The organism is Arthrobacter sp. efr-133-TYG-104, from assembly GCF_030208915.1.
Classification (GTDB): domain Bacteria; phylum Actinomycetota; class Actinomycetes; order Actinomycetales; family Micrococcaceae; genus Arthrobacter.
The window spans coordinates 208,147-224,319 of sequence record NZ_JARVTA010000002.1; the positions used below are offsets into that span (position 1 = coordinate 208,147).

14 protein-coding genes are annotated in these 16,173 nt (G+C 61.7%); 5 read left to right on the forward strand and 9 right to left on the reverse strand.

Going from position 1 to position 16,173, the window contains the following annotated elements:
* Positions 1–29 precede the first annotated feature (29 nt).
* Complete coding sequence (locus tag QRN04_RS03175) at positions 30–1,481, forward strand: SDR family NAD(P)-dependent oxidoreductase (protein WP_284974700.1); 1,452 nt, start codon at positions 30–32, stop codon at positions 1,479–1,481.
* Between the two features lie 4 nt (positions 1,482–1,485).
* On the opposite strand, the gene QRN04_RS03180 is transcribed toward QRN04_RS03175, so the two are convergent.
* Genes QRN04_RS03180 through QRN04_RS03190 form a run of 3 tightly spaced genes read right to left on the reverse strand, consistent with a single transcriptional unit; the run spans position 1,486 to position 4,874 of the window.
* Positions 1,486–2,337 carry a transglutaminase family protein gene (locus tag QRN04_RS03180; RefSeq protein WP_284974701.1) on the reverse strand — a complete coding sequence of 284 codons (852 nt, stop codon included), beginning with the start codon at positions 2,335–2,337 and terminating at the stop codon, positions 1,486–1,488.
* A complete protein-coding gene (locus QRN04_RS03185; RefSeq protein WP_284974702.1) occupies positions 2,334–3,260 on the reverse strand; it encodes an alpha-E domain-containing protein in 927 nt (308 codons plus the stop codon). The genes QRN04_RS03180 and QRN04_RS03185 overlap by 4 nt, the downstream gene beginning before the upstream one ends.
* 57 nt (positions 3,261–3,317) lie before the next feature.
* Positions 3,318–4,874, reverse strand: a complete 1,557-nt coding sequence (locus QRN04_RS03190) for a circularly permuted type 2 ATP-grasp protein (RefSeq protein ID WP_284974703.1) — start codon at positions 4,872–4,874, stop codon at positions 3,318–3,320.
* Between the two features lie 112 nt (positions 4,875–4,986).
* Between QRN04_RS03190 and QRN04_RS03195 the strand changes: the two genes are divergently transcribed.
* Together QRN04_RS03195 and pepN are read left to right on the forward strand one after the other, a co-directional pair.
* Entirely contained in the window at positions 4,987–6,036 is a 1,050-nt protein-coding gene (locus QRN04_RS03195; RefSeq protein WP_284974704.1) for a YeiH family protein, read from the forward strand.
* A gap of 4 nt (positions 6,037–6,040) precedes the next feature.
* Positions 6,041–8,644, forward strand: a complete 2,604-nt coding sequence (pepN, locus tag QRN04_RS03200) for an aminopeptidase N (protein WP_284974705.1) — start codon at positions 6,041–6,043, stop codon at positions 8,642–8,644.
* Between the two features lie 14 nt (positions 8,645–8,658).
* Here the strand turns inward: pepN and lplAB are convergent, their stop codons facing one another.
* The 5 genes from lplAB to QRN04_RS03225 all read right to left on the reverse strand — a co-directional run bounded on the left by lplAB (position 8,659) and on the right by QRN04_RS03225 (position 12,652).
* Positions 8,659–9,759 (reverse strand): lipoate-protein ligase LplAB, encoded by a 1,101-nt coding sequence (lplAB, locus tag QRN04_RS03205; RefSeq protein ID WP_284974706.1) that lies wholly within the window; start codon positions 9,757–9,759, stop codon positions 8,659–8,661.
* Between the two features lie 89 nt (positions 9,760–9,848).
* Positions 9,849–10,106: a type B 50S ribosomal protein L31 gene (locus tag QRN04_RS03210; RefSeq protein WP_066275740.1), complete on the reverse strand. Its 258-nt coding sequence runs from the start codon at positions 10,104–10,106 to the stop codon at positions 9,849–9,851.
* A gap of 139 nt (positions 10,107–10,245) precedes the next feature.
* Positions 10,246–11,055, reverse strand: a complete 810-nt coding sequence (locus QRN04_RS03215; RefSeq protein ID WP_284974707.1) for a TrmH family RNA methyltransferase — start codon at positions 11,053–11,055, stop codon at positions 10,246–10,248.
* Between the two features lie 7 nt (positions 11,056–11,062).
* A complete protein-coding gene (locus QRN04_RS03220) occupies positions 11,063–11,848 on the reverse strand; it encodes a sulfite exporter TauE/SafE family protein (RefSeq protein WP_284974708.1) in 786 nt (261 codons plus the stop codon).
* 18 nt (positions 11,849–11,866) lie between these two features.
* Positions 11,867–12,652: an ABC transporter ATP-binding protein gene (locus tag QRN04_RS03225; protein WP_284974709.1), complete on the reverse strand. Its 786-nt coding sequence runs from the start codon at positions 12,650–12,652 to the stop codon at positions 11,867–11,869.
* Between the two features lie 110 nt (positions 12,653–12,762).
* On the opposite strand from QRN04_RS03225, the gene serB reads away from it, so the two are divergent.
* Both serB and QRN04_RS03235 read left to right on the forward strand, forming a co-directional pair.
* Positions 12,763–13,656, forward strand: a complete 894-nt coding sequence (gene serB / locus QRN04_RS03230; RefSeq protein WP_284974710.1) for a phosphoserine phosphatase SerB — start codon at positions 12,763–12,765, stop codon at positions 13,654–13,656.
* A gap of 197 nt (positions 13,657–13,853) precedes the next feature.
* On the forward strand, positions 13,854–14,459 hold the full coding sequence (locus QRN04_RS03235; protein ID WP_284974711.1) for a hypothetical protein: 606 nt from the start codon (positions 13,854–13,856) through the stop codon (positions 14,457–14,459).
* Positions 14,460–14,585: 126 nt separating this feature from the next.
* Here the strand turns inward: QRN04_RS03235 and QRN04_RS03240 are convergent, their stop codons facing one another.
* Positions 14,586–16,088 carry a sugar ABC transporter ATP-binding protein gene (locus QRN04_RS03240; RefSeq protein WP_284974712.1) on the reverse strand — a complete coding sequence of 501 codons (1,503 nt, stop codon included), beginning with the start codon at positions 16,086–16,088 and terminating at the stop codon, positions 14,586–14,588.
* Between the last annotated feature and the right edge of the window lie 85 nt (positions 16,089–16,173).

Genomic DNA, 16,173 nt, shown 5'->3' on the forward strand with positions numbered 1-16,173 from the left:
AGGTCTCTTCAGGCTGTAAAATCAGGTCAATGAGCTCCACCAATCTGACGCCCGAAGAGATCCAGGCCTGCCTCAAGGTTTTGACCACGATCCACGTCTACGACGAAGAGCACCCGGACTACGTTGCCGTCCGGCGTGCTACCGGCAAGATGTTCAAGGCCGTCAAACGCCATCGTCGTGTCACCAAGCGTGATTCCATCGCCGAAGCAGACCGCGCCGTCATTGCCCTGACGGCGACGGCGGCACCGGACCGGATCGATGACGAGACGCGCGGGAACAAACTTGCGCCCTCTGCCACGGGCGAGGTAGCAGGCCACCTGATCCGTTCGCGTCCCTGTTATATCTGCAAGAAGCACTACACGCAGGTGGACGCGTTCTACCACCAGCTTTGCCCCGAATGCGCGGCGTTCAGCCACAGCAAACGGGATGCACGGACCGACCTCACCGGCCGGAGGGCTCTACTGACCGGTGGCCGGGCCAAAATCGGCATGTATATCGCTCTGCGCCTCCTCCGGGACGGCGCGCACACCACCATCACCACCCGGTTCCCCAAGGATGCTGCCCGCCGCTTCGCCGCCATGGAGGACAGCGCTGAGTGGCTGCACCGGCTGCGGATCGTGGGCATCGATCTTCGCGATCCGGCCCAGGTCATGGCGCTCACGGACTCACTGAACGAGGCCGGGCCCTTGGACATCATCATTAACAACGCCGCCCAAACCGTGCGCCGTTCCGGAAATGCGTACAAGCCGCTGGTTGACGCCGAAGATGAGCCTCTACCTGCTGCACTGGAACCGGCCAACGGGGGACCCGAGCTGGTCACCTTCGGCCATGCCCACGACAAGCATCCGCTGGCCTTGGCCAGCAGCGTCACCGAACACCCTGTGTTGGCCGGGGACGCAATCACATCCCTGGCCCTGTCCACAGGTTCAGCCTCCCTGCAGCGAATAGAAACCGGCACCGCCATCGACGCCGGTGGCCTGGTTCCGGACTTGGCGTCCATCAACAGTTGGACACAAGTGGTGGACGAGGTGGACCCGCTGGAGATGCTGGAAGTCCAACTCTGCAACGTCACCGCGCCGTTCTTGCTGGTCAGCAGGCTCCGTGATGCCATGAAGCGCTCCACGGCGCACCGCAAGTACATCGTTAACGTCTCGGCGATGGAAGGACAATTCTCCCGCGCCTACAAGGGCCCCGGACATCCGCACACCAACATGGCCAAGGCGGCCTTGAACATGATGACCCGTACGAGCGCCCAAGAGATGCTGGACTCCGACGGCATCCTCATGACCGCGGTGGATACCGGCTGGATCACGGACGAGCGTCCGCATTACACCAAGGTCCGTCTCATGGAGGAGGGCTTCCACGCCCCGTTGGACCTGGTGGACGGGGCCGCCAGGGTTTATGACCCGATCGTGATGGGCGAGAAGGGCGAGGACCAATACGGAGTCTTCCTCAAGGACTACAAGCCCTCGCCCTGGTAAAGCGCTACGCCAAGCGCGTGATTTGCACCGTTACCGACAGGCCCGAGCCGCCGCCCCCGGACAGGATGCCTTTAAGCGGTGGGACATCGCGGTAGTCCCGGCCCCTGGCTACGGTGACGTGGTAGTCGCCGGCCGGCTTGTGGTTGGTGGGATCCCAGCTGCGCCACTCCCCATCCCACCATTCGAGCCACGCATGCGATTGCCCCGCCACCGCTTCGCCGATACCCGCCGTCGACCGTGGATGGATGTAGCCCGAGACGTAACGCGCCGGGATGCCGCTGCAACGCAGCGCGCCGATCGCCAAGTGTGCCAGGTCCTGGCACACGCCTTGGCGCTGTGACCACGCCTGCTCGGCGTTGGTGGTGACGCCGGTACTGCCCTTCATATAGGTCATCTCTCCGGCCATCCACGAAAAAACTGCCAGTGCGGCGTCGTGCGGGTTCTTACCGGCAACCACATCCGGAACGATCCCGAGAACCTCATCCCCGGGCCCGGTCAGGCGGGATTGCGGGAGCCAGTCACTGAATTCGTCCTGGATCTTGTCCGAGGCAATGACGTCCCAACCCACGATGTCGTCCTCGGTGGCCACCCGTTCAGGGCGATGGACCTCCACCGTAGCGGTCGCCTCAACCTCGAGGCTCTCATGGGGCAACTGCATGTCGAATGCTGTCACGCGGGTGCCCCAATAGTCGCGGTACGTACTCACCGCTGCCTGATGGGGGGAAACTTTGAGTGAGGACTCCAAGACCACCTGCTGGGCATCGGTGAGGGGCGTCATCCGGGCCTCGTTGTAAGACAGCGTCACGCGGCCGTTATATCTATAAGCCGTTGTGTGGACAATACTTAGCCGGGTCATGAAACTTCTCCCACCCAGGCGTGTTCATCAGCCTGATTGAAGTACTTACGGGAAATCGCGTCCGAAGCCTGCGTCACTGCCTTTTGCACGCGTTCCATGTGCTCGGGCAGTTCCGACATCAGGTCATCCGTGCGGTGGAACTCCAAAAACGTCCGGGCCTGGCCCACGATCCGCCGTGCATCGTTGATAAAGCCAACGCGCTGTGCTGAGGGATCCAACTTTGCCAGGCATTCATCGGCGTCACGCAGCGCATAAACGATCGATCGCGGGAAGAGGCGGTCCAGGAGCAGGAACTCGGCCGCGTGCTGGTCACCGAAGGCTGCCCGACGGGTCCGGATGAACGACTCATAGGCGCCTGCGCACCGCAGCATGTTCACCCACGACATTCCCGCGGATTGGACGTCACGGGTGGACAGCATCCGCGCCGTCATATCAGCCCGCTCAAGGGAGCGGCCCAGGACCATGAACAGCCAACTCTCATCGTGGCTGACGGTGGTGTCCGCAAGCCCACGGACCATCGCTGTCCGCTCAAGGACCCAGTTACAGAAGCGGTACGTCCCCACAACATCCTTGCGGTGCTGGTTCAACCCGTAGTAGGTGGTGTTGAGGCTCTCCCATAAGGACTGCGAGACTGTTTCCCGTGCGCGGCGGGCATTCTCGCGTGCGGCGCCGAGTGAACCGGCAATGGAGGAAGCACTCGCTTTGTCGTAGGCAAGGGCATGGAGCAGTTCGGGAAGCCCGAAGTCATCGCTCTGCGGCTTGGCACCCATGACGGCCAGCAGGTCACGCGCCACACTTTGTTGTTCTTCCAGGGGAAGATGGTTCAGTCGCTCGAGGTGCACGTCCAGGATCCGTGCCGTGCCATCGGCGCGTTCAACATAGCGTTCGATCCAAAAGAGTGATTCAGCAATACGGCTCAGCATCTAACTGGGCCTCCTTCACATGGTGCCGGTCGGAGTTCAGGTCAGGGGTGCGGGCGCTCACTGCTGTTGCTCCGTTTGGCGGTCCCGCCAGTTGCTCTCGACGGGCCACACAGAAACCTGTTCACGGACCCTTACCGACTGGCGTGGGATGGCCTCAGCGGGAAGTTGCGACGAATTCGCCAGGACCCAGGTGTCCTTGGAGCCGCCGCCTTGGCTTGAGTTGACGATCAAAGACCCTTCCTTGAGGGCTACCCGGGTGAGTCCGCCGGGAAGGACCCAGACGTCGTCGCCGTCGTTCACCGCAAAAGGACGCAGGTCCACGTGGCGAGGTCCGAACTTGTCCCCTGAAAGGGTCGGCACCGTGGACAGTTGCAACACCGGCTGCGCGATCCAACCCCGTGGATCGGCAATGACCCGCTTGCGCAACGCGTCCAATTCTTCCTTGGAAGCATCCGGGCCAATCACGAGCCCTTTGCCCCCGGAGCCGTCAACGGGCTTAACCACCAATTCGTGAAGGCGGTCAAGCACATGCTCCCTTGCTTCCTTTTCCTCAAGTCGGAACGTATCAACGTTGGCGATGATCGGCTCTTCGTGGAGGTAGTACCGGATCAAGTCAGGGACGTAACTGTACACGAGCTTGTCATCGGCGACGCCGTTACCCACTGCGTTGGCGATGGTCACTCCCCCAGCGCGCGCGGCGTTGACCAAGCCGGGGCAGCCCAGCATCGAATCGGAGCGGAACTGCAGCGGGTCCAAGAAGTCATCATCGATGCGCTTGTAGATGACATCAACGCGCTGTTCACCAGCAGTGGTCCGCATGTAAACGCGGTTGCCGCGGCAAATCAAATCCCGTCCCTCCACGAGCTCGACCCCCATGAGCCCGGCCAGCAGGGTGTGCTCAAAGTACGCGCTGTTGAACACTCCCGGGGTCAGAACCACAACAGTGGGATCGTCGACGCCGGCCGGGGCGGTCTTGCGGAGCGCGGAGAGAAGCCTGCGGGGATACTCCTCCACGGGCCGGATATGCTGCTGGCCGAACGCTTCCGGGAGTCCCTTGGCCATGGCCCGGCGGTTCTCCAGGACGTAGCTCACGCCGGATGGGACACGGACGTTGTCTTCCAGAACGCGGAAAGTCCCGGCAGCATCGCGGACGACGTCGATGCCCGAGACATGCACGCGGACACCGCCGGCCGGCTCGAAACCGTGGACTGCCCGATGGAAATGGGCGCTCGTGGTGATGAGTTGCCTCGGAATCACCCCGTCAGCCACCACCGCCATCCGTCCGTAGACATCGTTCAGGAAGGCTTCCAATGCCTTGACGCGCTGCGCCACCCCCCGTTCCAAGACGTCCCATTCATCGGCGGGAATCACGCGCGGAACGATGTCCAGGGGGAATGGCCGCTCCTCCCCTGCATAGTCAAACGTCACTCCACGGTCCAGGAACGTCCTCGCCATGGAGTCGGCCCGGGCAGTAACGTCCGCGAGTGAAAGTTCACGCAGGGCTCCTGAAACCTGTCCGTAAGATTTTCTGGCGACCTGGCCCGGGGCAAACATCTCATCGTAGGCGCCACTACGTGCGGCGGCCTCGGAATAATCCTGGAATAGGTCAGACATGGGAATTAGACAATCACCTTTTTGAGTCGAGCGCATTACGCGCTGCTTGTGTCGCTGTGTGGGCGGCGGCCCCGGTTCGCATTTCAGTGCCCTGTTCCGGCAGGGTTGGGGAATGCCTTTGAACAACCTTGCGCCCCAGCTCGTCCGGTGTGTGCCAGGTTTGGCCCTGAGCGCAGTGGCAATGGGCCTCGCCTTCAGCTTGCACGCAGTATTGCCTGCCATTCCCGCCATGACGTTGGCCGTTGCTTTGGGTTTGCTTTCAGCAAATATACCGGGCACGGCTGCGTGGACTGCGGGGCGCGCCCGGCCGGGGTTGGACTTCGCCGGGAAGCATCTCATGCGCGCAGGCATCGTGTTCCTGGGACTGAAGGTCAGCATTGCGGACGTGCTGGGTTTGGGATGGTTGGCGCTTGTCCTGATCACCCTCATCGTCATGGCGAGCTTCGCGGGAACGTACGCACTGGCGAGGCTGCTGCGACTTCCCGCGGAAACATCGTTGCTTATCGCAACGGGGTTCTCCATCTGCGGAGCTTCGGCGATCGGCGCCATGGCCGCGGTGCGCCGGGTCAGGCACCAAGACACGGTTCTCCCCGTTGCCTTGGTGACCTTGTGCGGGACTTTGGCGATCGGTGTCCTACCGCTCCTGATGCACCCTTTGAGCCTCAGCCCTGAGCGTTTCGGGGCTTGGACCGGGGCCTCTGTACACGATGTCGGCCAGGTGGTGGCCACCGCCCAAACCGCAGGTGCCGCGGCGCTGGCGATCGCCGTCGTCGTCAAACTGACCCGGGTGGTCCTCCTCGCCCCGGTAGTGGCCGTGGCCGGCCTCCACCAGCGGATGATGCACACGCGGTCGCGCGCGGCCGGCTCCGCTCAGAGGGACAGCGACGACGACGGGAAGTTCCCTCCCGTTGTCCCGCTGTTTGTGGTGGGTTTCATTCTCCTGGTGGTGGTTCGTTCGCTGGGGTGGGCCCCGCAACCGGTCTTGGACGCGGTCGCTTCCCTGCAGGACATCCTGCTCGCGATGGCCCTTTTCGGCCTGGGCTCCGCGGTGCGCGTCCGGATGCTCATCCGTACGGGCGGGAGGGCCGTTGTGGTCGCCTTGGGATCCTGGCTGCTGATTGCAGGGCTCGGACTGGCCGCCGCATGGATCATGATTAGATAGCTGTGTGTCGAATCACAACCTGTCCCGCGACGAAGCCGCCACCCGTTCGGCCCTGATCACCACCCACAGCTATGACGTCACCTTGGATGTCCGCAGCGCCGCTGATCCGGCCGCCTCCGGGTACGCCAGTACCAGCACCATCTCGTTCTCGGCCACTCCCGGCTCCGCAACCTTCCTGGACTACATCAGTGGCGGCGTGGAATCGGTTGTGCTGAACGGACGCGTCCTTGATGCAGCAAACGTCGTGGACGGGGACCGGATCATCCTGGAAGGCCTCGCCGCGGAGAATACTGTGACAGTGACCGGAACGTCGCTGTACAGCCGCTCCGGGGAAGGCATGCACCGCTTCGTGGATCCTGCCGACGGCCAGTGCTACCTCTACACGCAGTACGAGCCTGCGGACAGCCGCCGCGTCTTTGCCAACTTTGAGCAGCCTGATCTCAAAGCCTTGTTCACGTTCCACGTCATCGCCCCGGCCGCGTGGGAGGTAGCTTCCAACGGCGTGGAGCTTACCCGGGCCACCCTCCCCGATGACGCGCGGAGTGCCCGATGGGACTTCGCCACCACGGAGCGGATGTCCACTTACATCACCACGGTACTTGCAGGCCCGTACTTCAAAGCTACGGATCATTGGACAGCAACGCTCGACGGCGGTGCGCGGCTTGAGGTACCGCTGGCCCTCTACTGCCGCGCCTCATTGTCAGGGTCCTTCGATGCCGAGGTGATCTTCCGGCTCACCAAGAGTGGCCTCACGTTCTTCAATGAGCTCTTTGACTACCCTTATCCGTGGGGTAAGTATGATCAGGCATTCGTGCCCGAGTACAACCTCGGTGCCATGGAAAACCCCGGGCTGGTCACCTTTACGGAGAAGTACATTTACGCCTCACGGGCTACTGACGCGCAATACCAGGGTCGCGCCAACACCCTGATGCACGAGATGGCCCACATGTGGTTCGGCGATCTCGTCACCATGAACTGGTGGGACGATCTCTGGCTTAAAGAGTCATTTGCCGATTACATGGGGACCCTCGGCGTGGACCGCGCCACGGACTGGGACACTGCGTGGGTCAACTTCGCCAGCCGCCGCAAGGCCTGGGCCTATGTGCAGGACCAGCTGCCCACAACCCACCCGATTGTGGCTGACATCCCGGACCTTGAAGCCGCGAAGCAGAACTTTGACGGCATCACGTACGCCAAGGGTGCGTCCGTCCTCAAACAGCTGGTGGCCTACGTCGGCTTTGATGCTTTCATCACCGGATCCCGGCAGTACTTTCGCGACAACGCGTTCGGCAATACGTCCCTCCGTGATCTTCTCAAAGCACTCAGCGAAGCCTCGGGCCGGGATCTCGACACCTGGGCCCGCCAGTGGCTGCAGACGTCAGGTATCTCCACGATCTCCGCTGAGATCGTGGAAGACGGCGGCCTGTTGGGTGCAGTGACGCTCCGGCAGGACGCCGTCGACCCCTTGACGGGACACCAGGAATTGCGGCCGCACCGGTTGCGCTTGGGCCTGTACGGGGCAGATGCGACCGGCGCCGTCGTGCGGTCGGAAAGCCTCGAAGTAGACATTGCCGGGCCAAGCACGCTCGTGCCGGAACTTGCGGGCAAAGCACGCCCGGCCCTTCTCTTGGTCAACGACGAGGACCTGAGCTATGCCAAGGTCCGTCTCGATCCTGTGTCCGAGCGAACGGTCCGTACCTCGCTCGATAGAGTTCAGGACCCTATGGCGCGGGCCTTGTGCTGGACCGCATTATGGGACTCGGCACGCGACGCCGTCACCCCGGCGGTTCAGTACGTGGCCGCGGTGGAACGGTTCGCGCCGACGGAGAACGGGATCGGCGTGCTGCTCAACATCTTGGGTAACGCCTCCAGCGCCATTGAACGATTTGTACCTGCCGCGCGAAGGGATAACGTCCGCCGGGACTTTCTTGCAGTAGCGGCGGCCCGCCTCCGGGATGCTCCTGCCGGTTCCGATCACCAGCTCGCCTGGGCCCGAACGCTGGCGACTGTCTCGCGGCACGGGGACAGCGAGTTGGATTTGCTCCGCGGCATACTCGACGGCAGCACAGTTATTAACGGCTTGGCCGTGGACCCCGAGTTGCGCTGGAGCATGTGGCAAGCGCTGGCCGCCCACGGTCAGGCGACCCAAGCTGAACTGGACCGGGAACTCGACGCCGATCAGACTGCATCGGGGCACGAAGGCCATTCCTTGGCCTCCGCCGCACGTCCTGATGCGGCAGTGAAAGCTGCCGCCTGGGACCGGGTGGTCAACAGCCACGAACTCTCCAATGAGATCCTCGGCGCCACCATCGCAGGTTTCGTGACAGCCCCCGCGCCCATGCTGGACGCGTACGTGGAACCCTATTTTCAATCCCTTGACCGGGTCTGGGCAGAGCGCAGCATTGAGATAGCTGGCAGGATTGTCCGGGGCCTTTTCCCGGGCTGGCAAGACCTTGCTATTGGCGCAGACCCGGCCCAGCACCCCGTTCTGGTCCTGGCAGACCACTGGCTGGGTTCACACCGGGACGCACCGCGGGCACTGCGACGCATTGTTATCGAGCAGCGAAGCCACCTCTTGCGTGCGCTGACGGCCCAAGCCACCGGCTGAGGCCCAGCCGCGCCCTAGGGGACGCGGTTCAGCCATTCTTCGGTACCGAATTTGGCTTCCACCCGTCGGTGGGCTTCACTGAGCTCTGCCTCCGTTACTTGTGACTCAATCGCGCCGTACCTCTCCGTGAAAACTTCCTGCATCGCCTGGAGTATCGCCGAACGGGCCAAGCCCGTCTGGCGACGCAAGGGGTCCACGCGCTTCTTGGCGCTTTGAGTGCCTTTGTCTGAGAGTTTTTCCTTGCCGATACGGAGGACTTCCACCATTTTGTCGGCGTCGATGTCATAGCTCATGGTGACGTGGTGCAGCATTCCCCCGTTGGACAGGCGCTTCTGTGCTGCACCGCCAATCTTGCCCTGTTCCGTGGCGATATCGTTGAGCGGAACATAGAAGGCACTGATGCCAAGCTTCTCCAGTGCGGCCATCACCCAAGCATCGAGGAAGGCGTAGGAATCGGCGAAGCTCATGCCATCAACCAACGTCTGTGGCAGGTAGAGGGAATAGGTAATACAGTTGCCGGCTTCCATGAACATGGCACCGCCCCCGCTGATGCGCCGCACCACGGTGATGCCGTGGCGGGACACCCCCTCCGGGTCCACTTCGTTGCGTACCGACTGGAAGCTTCCAATCACGACCGAAGGTTCCTCCCAATCCCAGAACCGGAGGGTGGGGTTGCGGCTGCCGTTGCCAACTTCTTCGGTGAGGACCTCGTCCAGGGCGACGTTGACCTGCGTCGGCAAGATGGAGGGCGGGATCATTTCCCATTGGTGGTCAGCCCAGCTGGTCGCCTTGGAAAGTGCCCTGCGGACTGTGACAGCAACGGCGTCAGCAGAGAAGCCAAACAAAACAGCTCCAGCAGGAAGGCTTGCGGTCACGGCGGAAGCAATCTCTACGGCCGGCGTGGACTCGGGAAGCCCCGTCAAAGCGCCGTTGATTGCTTCCAGTGCCTCGTCGGGTTCCAAGAAAAAGTCACCGCTCAGCGAGACATCGGCGAACTTCCCCTCGGCAACCTCCAGGTCCACGACGACGAGTTTGCCGCCGGGGACCTTATATTCGCCGTGAAGGCGGGTGCCGGCGTCGTGGTTTTGCTGGTCGGGGGAAATCCGGTGAGTCATGGGTTCCATCTTGCCGGAAAACGAAAAGGCCCGCATCGCTGGAAATCCAGCAGATGCGGGCCTTCGAAAAAGACTTGAGGGCGAAGTGGTTACTTCTTGCCGCCGAAGCCCTTGAAGCGGGCGTTGAAGCGCTCGACGCGGCCAGCGGAGTCCATGATGCGCTGCTTGCCCGTGTAGAACGGGTGGGACTCCGAAGAGATTTCGACGTCGATGACGGGGTAGGTGTTTCCGTCTTCCCATTCGATGGTCTTCGACGAAGAAACAGTCGACTTGGTCAGGAACTTGGTACCGGAAGCGAGGTCGTTGAAAACAACAGCTTCGTACTTCGGGTGGATATCAGACTTCATAATGGGACCTTTTGTTCACGCAACTGGATTTTGCCAGCTGCCAGGTATGAATGGAGGTGGTCCGTCACTGCGAACAACATTTCAGTGGGCGGGCCAACAATCAATCATAGCCGAAGTGGCCAGCGGGCACGAACCGGGCTCAGTCCCGGGGCCGGAGTTCCCAAAACGCGACAGCGGACGCCGCCGCGACGTTGAGGGAGTCCACGCCTGCGCGCATGGGTATCTTGACGGCGAGGTCGACGGCGGCAAGTGTCTCCTCGCTCAAGCCGGCGCCCTCGGTGCCCAGCACCAAAGCGAGTTTCGGGAACTGTTTCTCCGCCAGTTCATCGAGGGTGAGCGCGTCTGGTGTCAGCTCCATGGCTGCGACAGTGAATCCTTGGTCTTTCAGTTGGCCAAGGTCCGCGGGCCAGGACTGCAGCCTCGCCCAGGGCACTTGGAAGACAGTGCCCATGCTCACGCGCACGCTCCGGCGGTACAGCGGGTCCCCGCAGCGCGGAGAGACCAGCACAGCGTCCACCCCGAGGGCCGCCGCGGACCTGAAGATCGCCCCGACGTTGGTGTGGTCCACGATGTCTTCCAGCACAGCCACGCGTTGCGTTCCGGCGAGAAGCTCTGTGAGCGGCACTGCTGCGGGACGGTGCATCGCGGCCATGGCGCCGCGGTGCAAATGGAAGCCGGTAATCTCCTCAAGCAGCGAGGCTGTGCCGATGAAGACCGGAACGTCGGGATAGTCGTGGAAGACGTCCTCGAGGTCGGCCAACCACTTTTCCGCGAGGAAAAAGGACCGGGGTTGATGTCCGGCTGCGAGGGCGCGGCGCAGCACCCTCGAGGACTCCGCTATGTACATTCCCTCTTCGGGCTCACGCAGCTTCCGGAGGTGCACATCGGTCAGGGTGGTGTAGTCGCTGACCCGGGGATCATCGGCAGACTCAAGGTAATGGAACGTCACGGGAGAATCATTTCAGCAGGTTGGCGATCATGAAGCCCAAGGCCACGATGCCGAGCGTAAAGATCACGGCGCGGAGTACCGTGGGCGAAAGCCTCCGGCCCACTTTGGAGCCGAGCAGGCCACCAATCGTGGAGCTGACGGCAATCAGGAGCACAACCAACCAATTGATCCGGTCAAAGGCGAAAATCAGGTAGGAAGCGGCCGCCACCATGTTGACGCCGAGCACCAGGATGTTTTTCATGGCGTTTGCGTTCTGCATGGTTCCGGTGAGGAAGACCCCCAGGATGCCGACCAGCAGGATGCCCTGGGCAGCGACGAAATATCCACCGTAGACACCAGCCAGATAGACAAGCACGACCAGGACTACTCCATGGCTGTGATCGCGGATGGCCTGCTCCGGATCTTGCTGCCTGCTCCGTATCCATGCCTGCAGCTTTGGTTGGAACAGCACCATCAAGAGCGCCAGCACCAGCAGCACGGGAGCTACATAGCCGAACACTGTCTCGGGAAGGTGCAGCAGGAGCCACGCTCCGGTGATTCCACCGAGGAGGGAAGCAGGGAGGAGCTTCAGCAATTGTTGACGCCGACCGGCAAGCTCATGTCGGTAGCCCCAGGCCCCGGCCGCGGTTCCCGCCACCAATCCCATGGCATTGCTCATGGATGCGACCACCGGAACCACGCCAAGGGCGATGAGGACAGGGAAGGTCACGAGGGTGCCGGAGCCCACCACCGCGTTAATGGTGCCTGCCCACAACCCCGCGATAAAGACCAGGGCGCCGCTTAGAATCTCCACTGTCGCACGAGCCCCCGCCTAGCGGCGGGCAGTGGCCGTGTAGCGTCCGGCATTTTCGGTAACGTCCAACGGCAGGCCGAAAGTTTCGCTCAGGTGCTCCGCGGTGAGGACTTCGCCGATGGGACCAGCCGCTACTACCGCGCCGTCGCGCAACAGCATGGCGTGGGTAAATCCGGGAGGCACTTCCTCAAGGTGGTGGGTCACCAGGACCATGGCAGGTGAGGCCTCGTCACGGGCAAGCTCGCCGAGCTTGTGGACCAGTTCCTCGCGTCCGCCCAGGTCGAGTCCAGCGGCTGGCTCGTCCAGGAGCAGTAACTCCGGATCGGTCATCAAAGCCCGGGCAATCTGGACCCGCTTGCGCTCCCCTTCGGAGAGCGTGGCGAACGTGCGATTAAGCAACGGTCCCATCCCCCAGTCGTTCAGGAGGCGGAAGGCGCGCCGTTCGTCGTCGCGCTCGTAGCCTTCGCGCCAACGGCCAGTCACGCCGTAGGCCGCAGTGACAACTACGTTTAGGACAGTTTCGTTCTCTGGAATCTGGTTGGCTAGTGCTGCCGAAGAGAGCCCGATCCGGGGACGGAGTTCAAAAACGTCAACTCGACCCATCGTCTCGTCCAGGATTCCCGCTTTGCCGCTGCTGGGATGGAGGCGGGCGGCGGCGACCTGGAGAAGCGTCGTCTTACCCGCGCCGTTCGGCCCGAGTACCACCCAGCGCTCACCTTCGTTGACTTCCCAGTCAACCTTGTCCAGCAGGGTCTTTTTGCCTCGGACAACGCTGACGGAAGCCAATTCCAGAACATCACTCATAGCAGTAGACACTAGGACAAAAATCCGGCTGACTGATAACCGGCCATGGCTCCGGGTTCCGCGGTGAAACGAATTCGGGACGCCCGGGGGCGCTCGATAGGATTGAGGCCATGACTTCGAACCTGGCTGCGGTCACCTATGCCGTGAATTTGTCCCCCGAATCGCTGGAAACGCTAAGGAAGACCTTGGCAGATGCGGGGGCGGTGGTTTCGTCGGAGTCACAGTCAGGAGATGAGCGGTTTGCCGTCCACAGCGCAACTCTCACGGTGACTGCGGACGCATCATCGGACCTTGCCGAAGTCCGTAGCTACGTGGCGTCGAACGCCGTGGATGGCGTAGACACGGCCATTGTTCCAGAGGCCCTGCGGCAAGCCCCTCGGAAACTCCTCGTGATGGACGTGGACTCAACGTTGATCCAGCAGGAAGTCATAGAGCTCCTGGCCGCCCATGCGGGTAAGCGGGAAGAAGTCGCCGCCGTCACTGAGGCGGCAATGCGTGGTGAATTGGATTTCGCCCAGAGCCTGCACGCCCGGGTTGCTGTCCTCGCTGGGCTGCCGGCCGCCGTCGTCGACGCCGTGCGGCAAGAAGTCCGTCTTAGCCTCGGCGCGGCAGAACTCGTTGCCGCGTTCAAGGATGCGGGTCACGTGGTGGCGGTGGTTTCGGGTGGTTTCAACCAGATCCTGGGTCCGCTCGCGGCGGAACTGGGTCTGGATTATTGGATCGCCAACGAACTGGAAATCGTCGACGGCGTCCTGACCGGCAAGGTTCTCGGCGCTGTCATTGATCGGGCTGCCAAGGAAAAGTACCTCCGCCAGTGGGCTGCTGCTGAAGGCATCAGTTTGGAACACACCATAGCTGTCGGCGACGGCGCGAATGATCTCGACATGCTCGGAGCTGCGGGAATAGGTATCGCCTTTAATGCCAAGCCCGCCGTCAGGGCTGTGGCCGACGCCGCGATCAATATGCCGTACTTGGACGCGGTTCGGCATATCGCTAACGTGTAGGCTGCCTCGATTTCGTGACGCGAAAAAGAAAACAATTTATTGAATTGATGCTAAAAGCTCAAATTCTCAGCCTCTAATTTGCTCACCACTCCTAAATTTATGCCGCCTGAGGAATTCGACGTATATTGTTCGAGTTCGTTATTTTCGTGCACAATTGCAAACTCATCGGGGAGCCGTAAAGCATCCCGCAATCCAGGATGACGGAAGTACAGAGGCAGGACGTGAACGGTACGCAACGTACGTGGAAGTGGTGGCGACGCGGCGAAGGCTCCTCCGCTGCGGAGCCCTCACTGACGGAAACGCCAGAGGCGGAGCCTCCAGAGGTCGACTTCGTTTCTTGGGAGTTGCTCCAGAGCACCCCTGTGTACCAGGAAGCCAGTTCCGTCTACTTTGCGGACGCCCTTGGAGACAGAGCAGAACAGGAAGAAGACATTATGAGCTCACTTGATGAAGCTATAAGGCAACTGCTGTCCATCGAAGGCGCCACGGGCGCGGCGATCGTCGACTATTCCAGCGGCATGGCGCTGGCTCAGGGGGGAAGTCCCGGCTTTGACCTCGGCGTGGCTGCCGCGGGTAATTCAAATGTCGTCAGTGCGAAGCTGCGCACCATGGCGGACCTAAACCTGAACAGCGACATCGAAGACATCCTCATCACCCTGGGCTCCCAGTACCACCTGATCAACGTCCTGAACTCGGGTGGTTCCAAGGGCCTCTTCGTCTACCTGGTGTTGGACCGGACCTACGCAAACCTGGCGTTGGCACGCCACAAGCTGAACAACCTCGCCAACGGGATCATCATCTAGCAAGAACCGAGCCCAAAAAGGGCGGCCACCATTGCGGAGTAATCGCGATGGTGGCCGCCCCTTTGCTTTATGGCACCTGCTGGGCTGCTCCATGGCACCGGCCGGGCCTGGAAACGTGTCCAGCCGTCAGGCCTTCACCCTGCGTGCCATGGTGGCTCCTAACGCGGGCGTGCCACCCAGCATGTGGTGTACCAAGACGTCCTCGTTGGTGTTGGCGTTCGCTTCGATGGTGACCAATTCGCCGTCGCGCATCACCGCGATCCGGTGGCACCAACTGACCAGTTCCGATAGGTCCGAGGACAAGAGAATGATCGCGACGCCGGTCTGGCTGAGCTCGTTGAGCATCTTGTACACCACCTCTTTGGCGCCGATGTCGATGCCGCGGCTGGGATGGCTGAGGATCAACACGTCACAGTCGGTGGTCATCCATCTGGCCAGCTGAACTTTCTGCCGATCACCTCCGGACAGATGCGTGAGGCTCCCATGGATATTGGTTGTGTTGATCCTCATGCGCCGGACCAGTTCAATCACGCCCCGAAGCTGGCTGACCTCGGCTTGGAGAGTGTCCTGCGTGACCTCACTACTCTGCTGCAGGCCCTCAACAATGCTGGCTTGGGGCTCGAGGTTGTCATCAACATCCGACAGGTAACCAATCTTCAGCCTCCGCGCATCCTCCAGCCGCCGGATCTCGACCTTGTTTCCGTGCATGAAAATGTCGCCCGAGATGCTCGGGCGGATGCCCACGAGTGCCTCCGTCAACTGGTAGACGCCGGAACGATGCGTACCGACGATGCCGAAAATTTCACCCTTGGCTACGCTGAAACTGACATTGCGAACAACATTTCCTACCGCGAGGTTCCTGACCTGCAGCACCTCGGAAGCATCCGCCGGATCAGCCGGCCTCGCAGTATCCTCCAACTTCTGCCGCAGCAGCATGAAGGTGAGCTCATCAACACTTGTTTGGCTGGCGTTCACCATCCGGTGGACTTTGCCGTCCCGCAAGACAGCGATGCGGTGCGCGATGGAACGGACCTCGTCCAGCCTGTGGGTGATGTAAATGATCGCCCGACCTTGGCCAACCAGCATCCGCAGAACGTGGTGAAGGATCGCGACGTCGTGATCCGGCAGTGACGCGGCAACCTCATCCATAATGACCAACTGGGCTTCTTCGGCCACCATTCGGAGAACCTCAACGAGGGCCTGCTCCGCCCTGATCAACGTGCCGACTTTAGCGTCAGGGTCCATGGAAACGCCGATGCCGTCGATGAGCTCAAGTGCTTGAGCCCTAAGCTCCGCGTGTGATTTGGCTGCCTGGAAGGTTCCTCGGAATATGGCCTTGGCCACGGTCAATTCGGGATCGAGCCGGAAATTCTGTGGGATGAGCCCCACCCCGCAGGCACGCGCTTCCTCAGGAGATTCCGGCGAGTAGCGCTCACCAGCCATCATGATGTGGCCGGCGTCGTGCTGGTGGGAACCCGCCAACACCTTCATGAGGGTGGTTTTGCCGGCACCGTTCGTTCCAATGACACCAAGAATTTCGCCTCGATACAACGACATGCCAATGCCTTTGAGGATGCGCCGCTGATCATAGGAGGCGTGAATGTCGTCAGCGTGGAGTAACAAGTCCAATTGTGCTCCTGGTTTGGAGTTATACGTTCAGTGCCCGGCCGAGATTTCCGTTGCTTGCGCATCATCCAAATTCCGCATTCCGCGC

Bases quoted from the DNA above. Each gene is read 5' to 3' on its own strand.
- QRN04_RS03225 (WP_284974709.1), bottom strand. From the start codon at position 12,652: ATGAGTGATGTTCTGGAATTGGCTTCCGTCAGCGTTGTCCGAGGCAAA.
- QRN04_RS03210 (WP_066275740.1), bottom strand. From the start codon at position 10,106: ATGAAGTCTGATATCCACCCGAAGTACGAAGCTGTTGTTTTCAACGAC.
- QRN04_RS03190 (WP_284974703.1), bottom strand. From the start codon at position 4,874: ATGTCTGACCTATTCCAGGATTATTCCGAGGCCGCCGCACGTAGTGGC.
- lplAB (WP_284974706.1), bottom strand. From the start codon at position 9,759: ATGACTCACCGGATTTCCCCCGACCAGCAAAACCACGACGCCGGCACC.
- QRN04_RS03195 (WP_284974704.1), top strand. From the start codon at position 4,987: ATGCCTTTGAACAACCTTGCGCCCCAGCTCGTCCGGTGTGTGCCAGGT.
- QRN04_RS03185 (WP_284974702.1), bottom strand. From the start codon at position 3,260: ATGCTGAGCCGTATTGCTGAATCACTCTTTTGGATCGAACGCTATGTT.
- QRN04_RS03180 (WP_284974701.1), bottom strand. From the start codon at position 2,337: ATGACCCGGCTAAGTATTGTCCACACAACGGCTTATAGATATAACGGC.
- QRN04_RS03235 (WP_284974711.1), top strand. From the start codon at position 13,854: ATGACGGAAGTACAGAGGCAGGACGTGAACGGTACGCAACGTACGTGG.
- serB (WP_284974710.1), top strand. From the start codon at position 12,763: ATGACTTCGAACCTGGCTGCGGTCACCTATGCCGTGAATTTGTCCCCC.
- QRN04_RS03175 (WP_284974700.1), top strand. From the start codon at position 30: ATGAGCTCCACCAATCTGACGCCCGAAGAGATCCAGGCCTGCCTCAAG.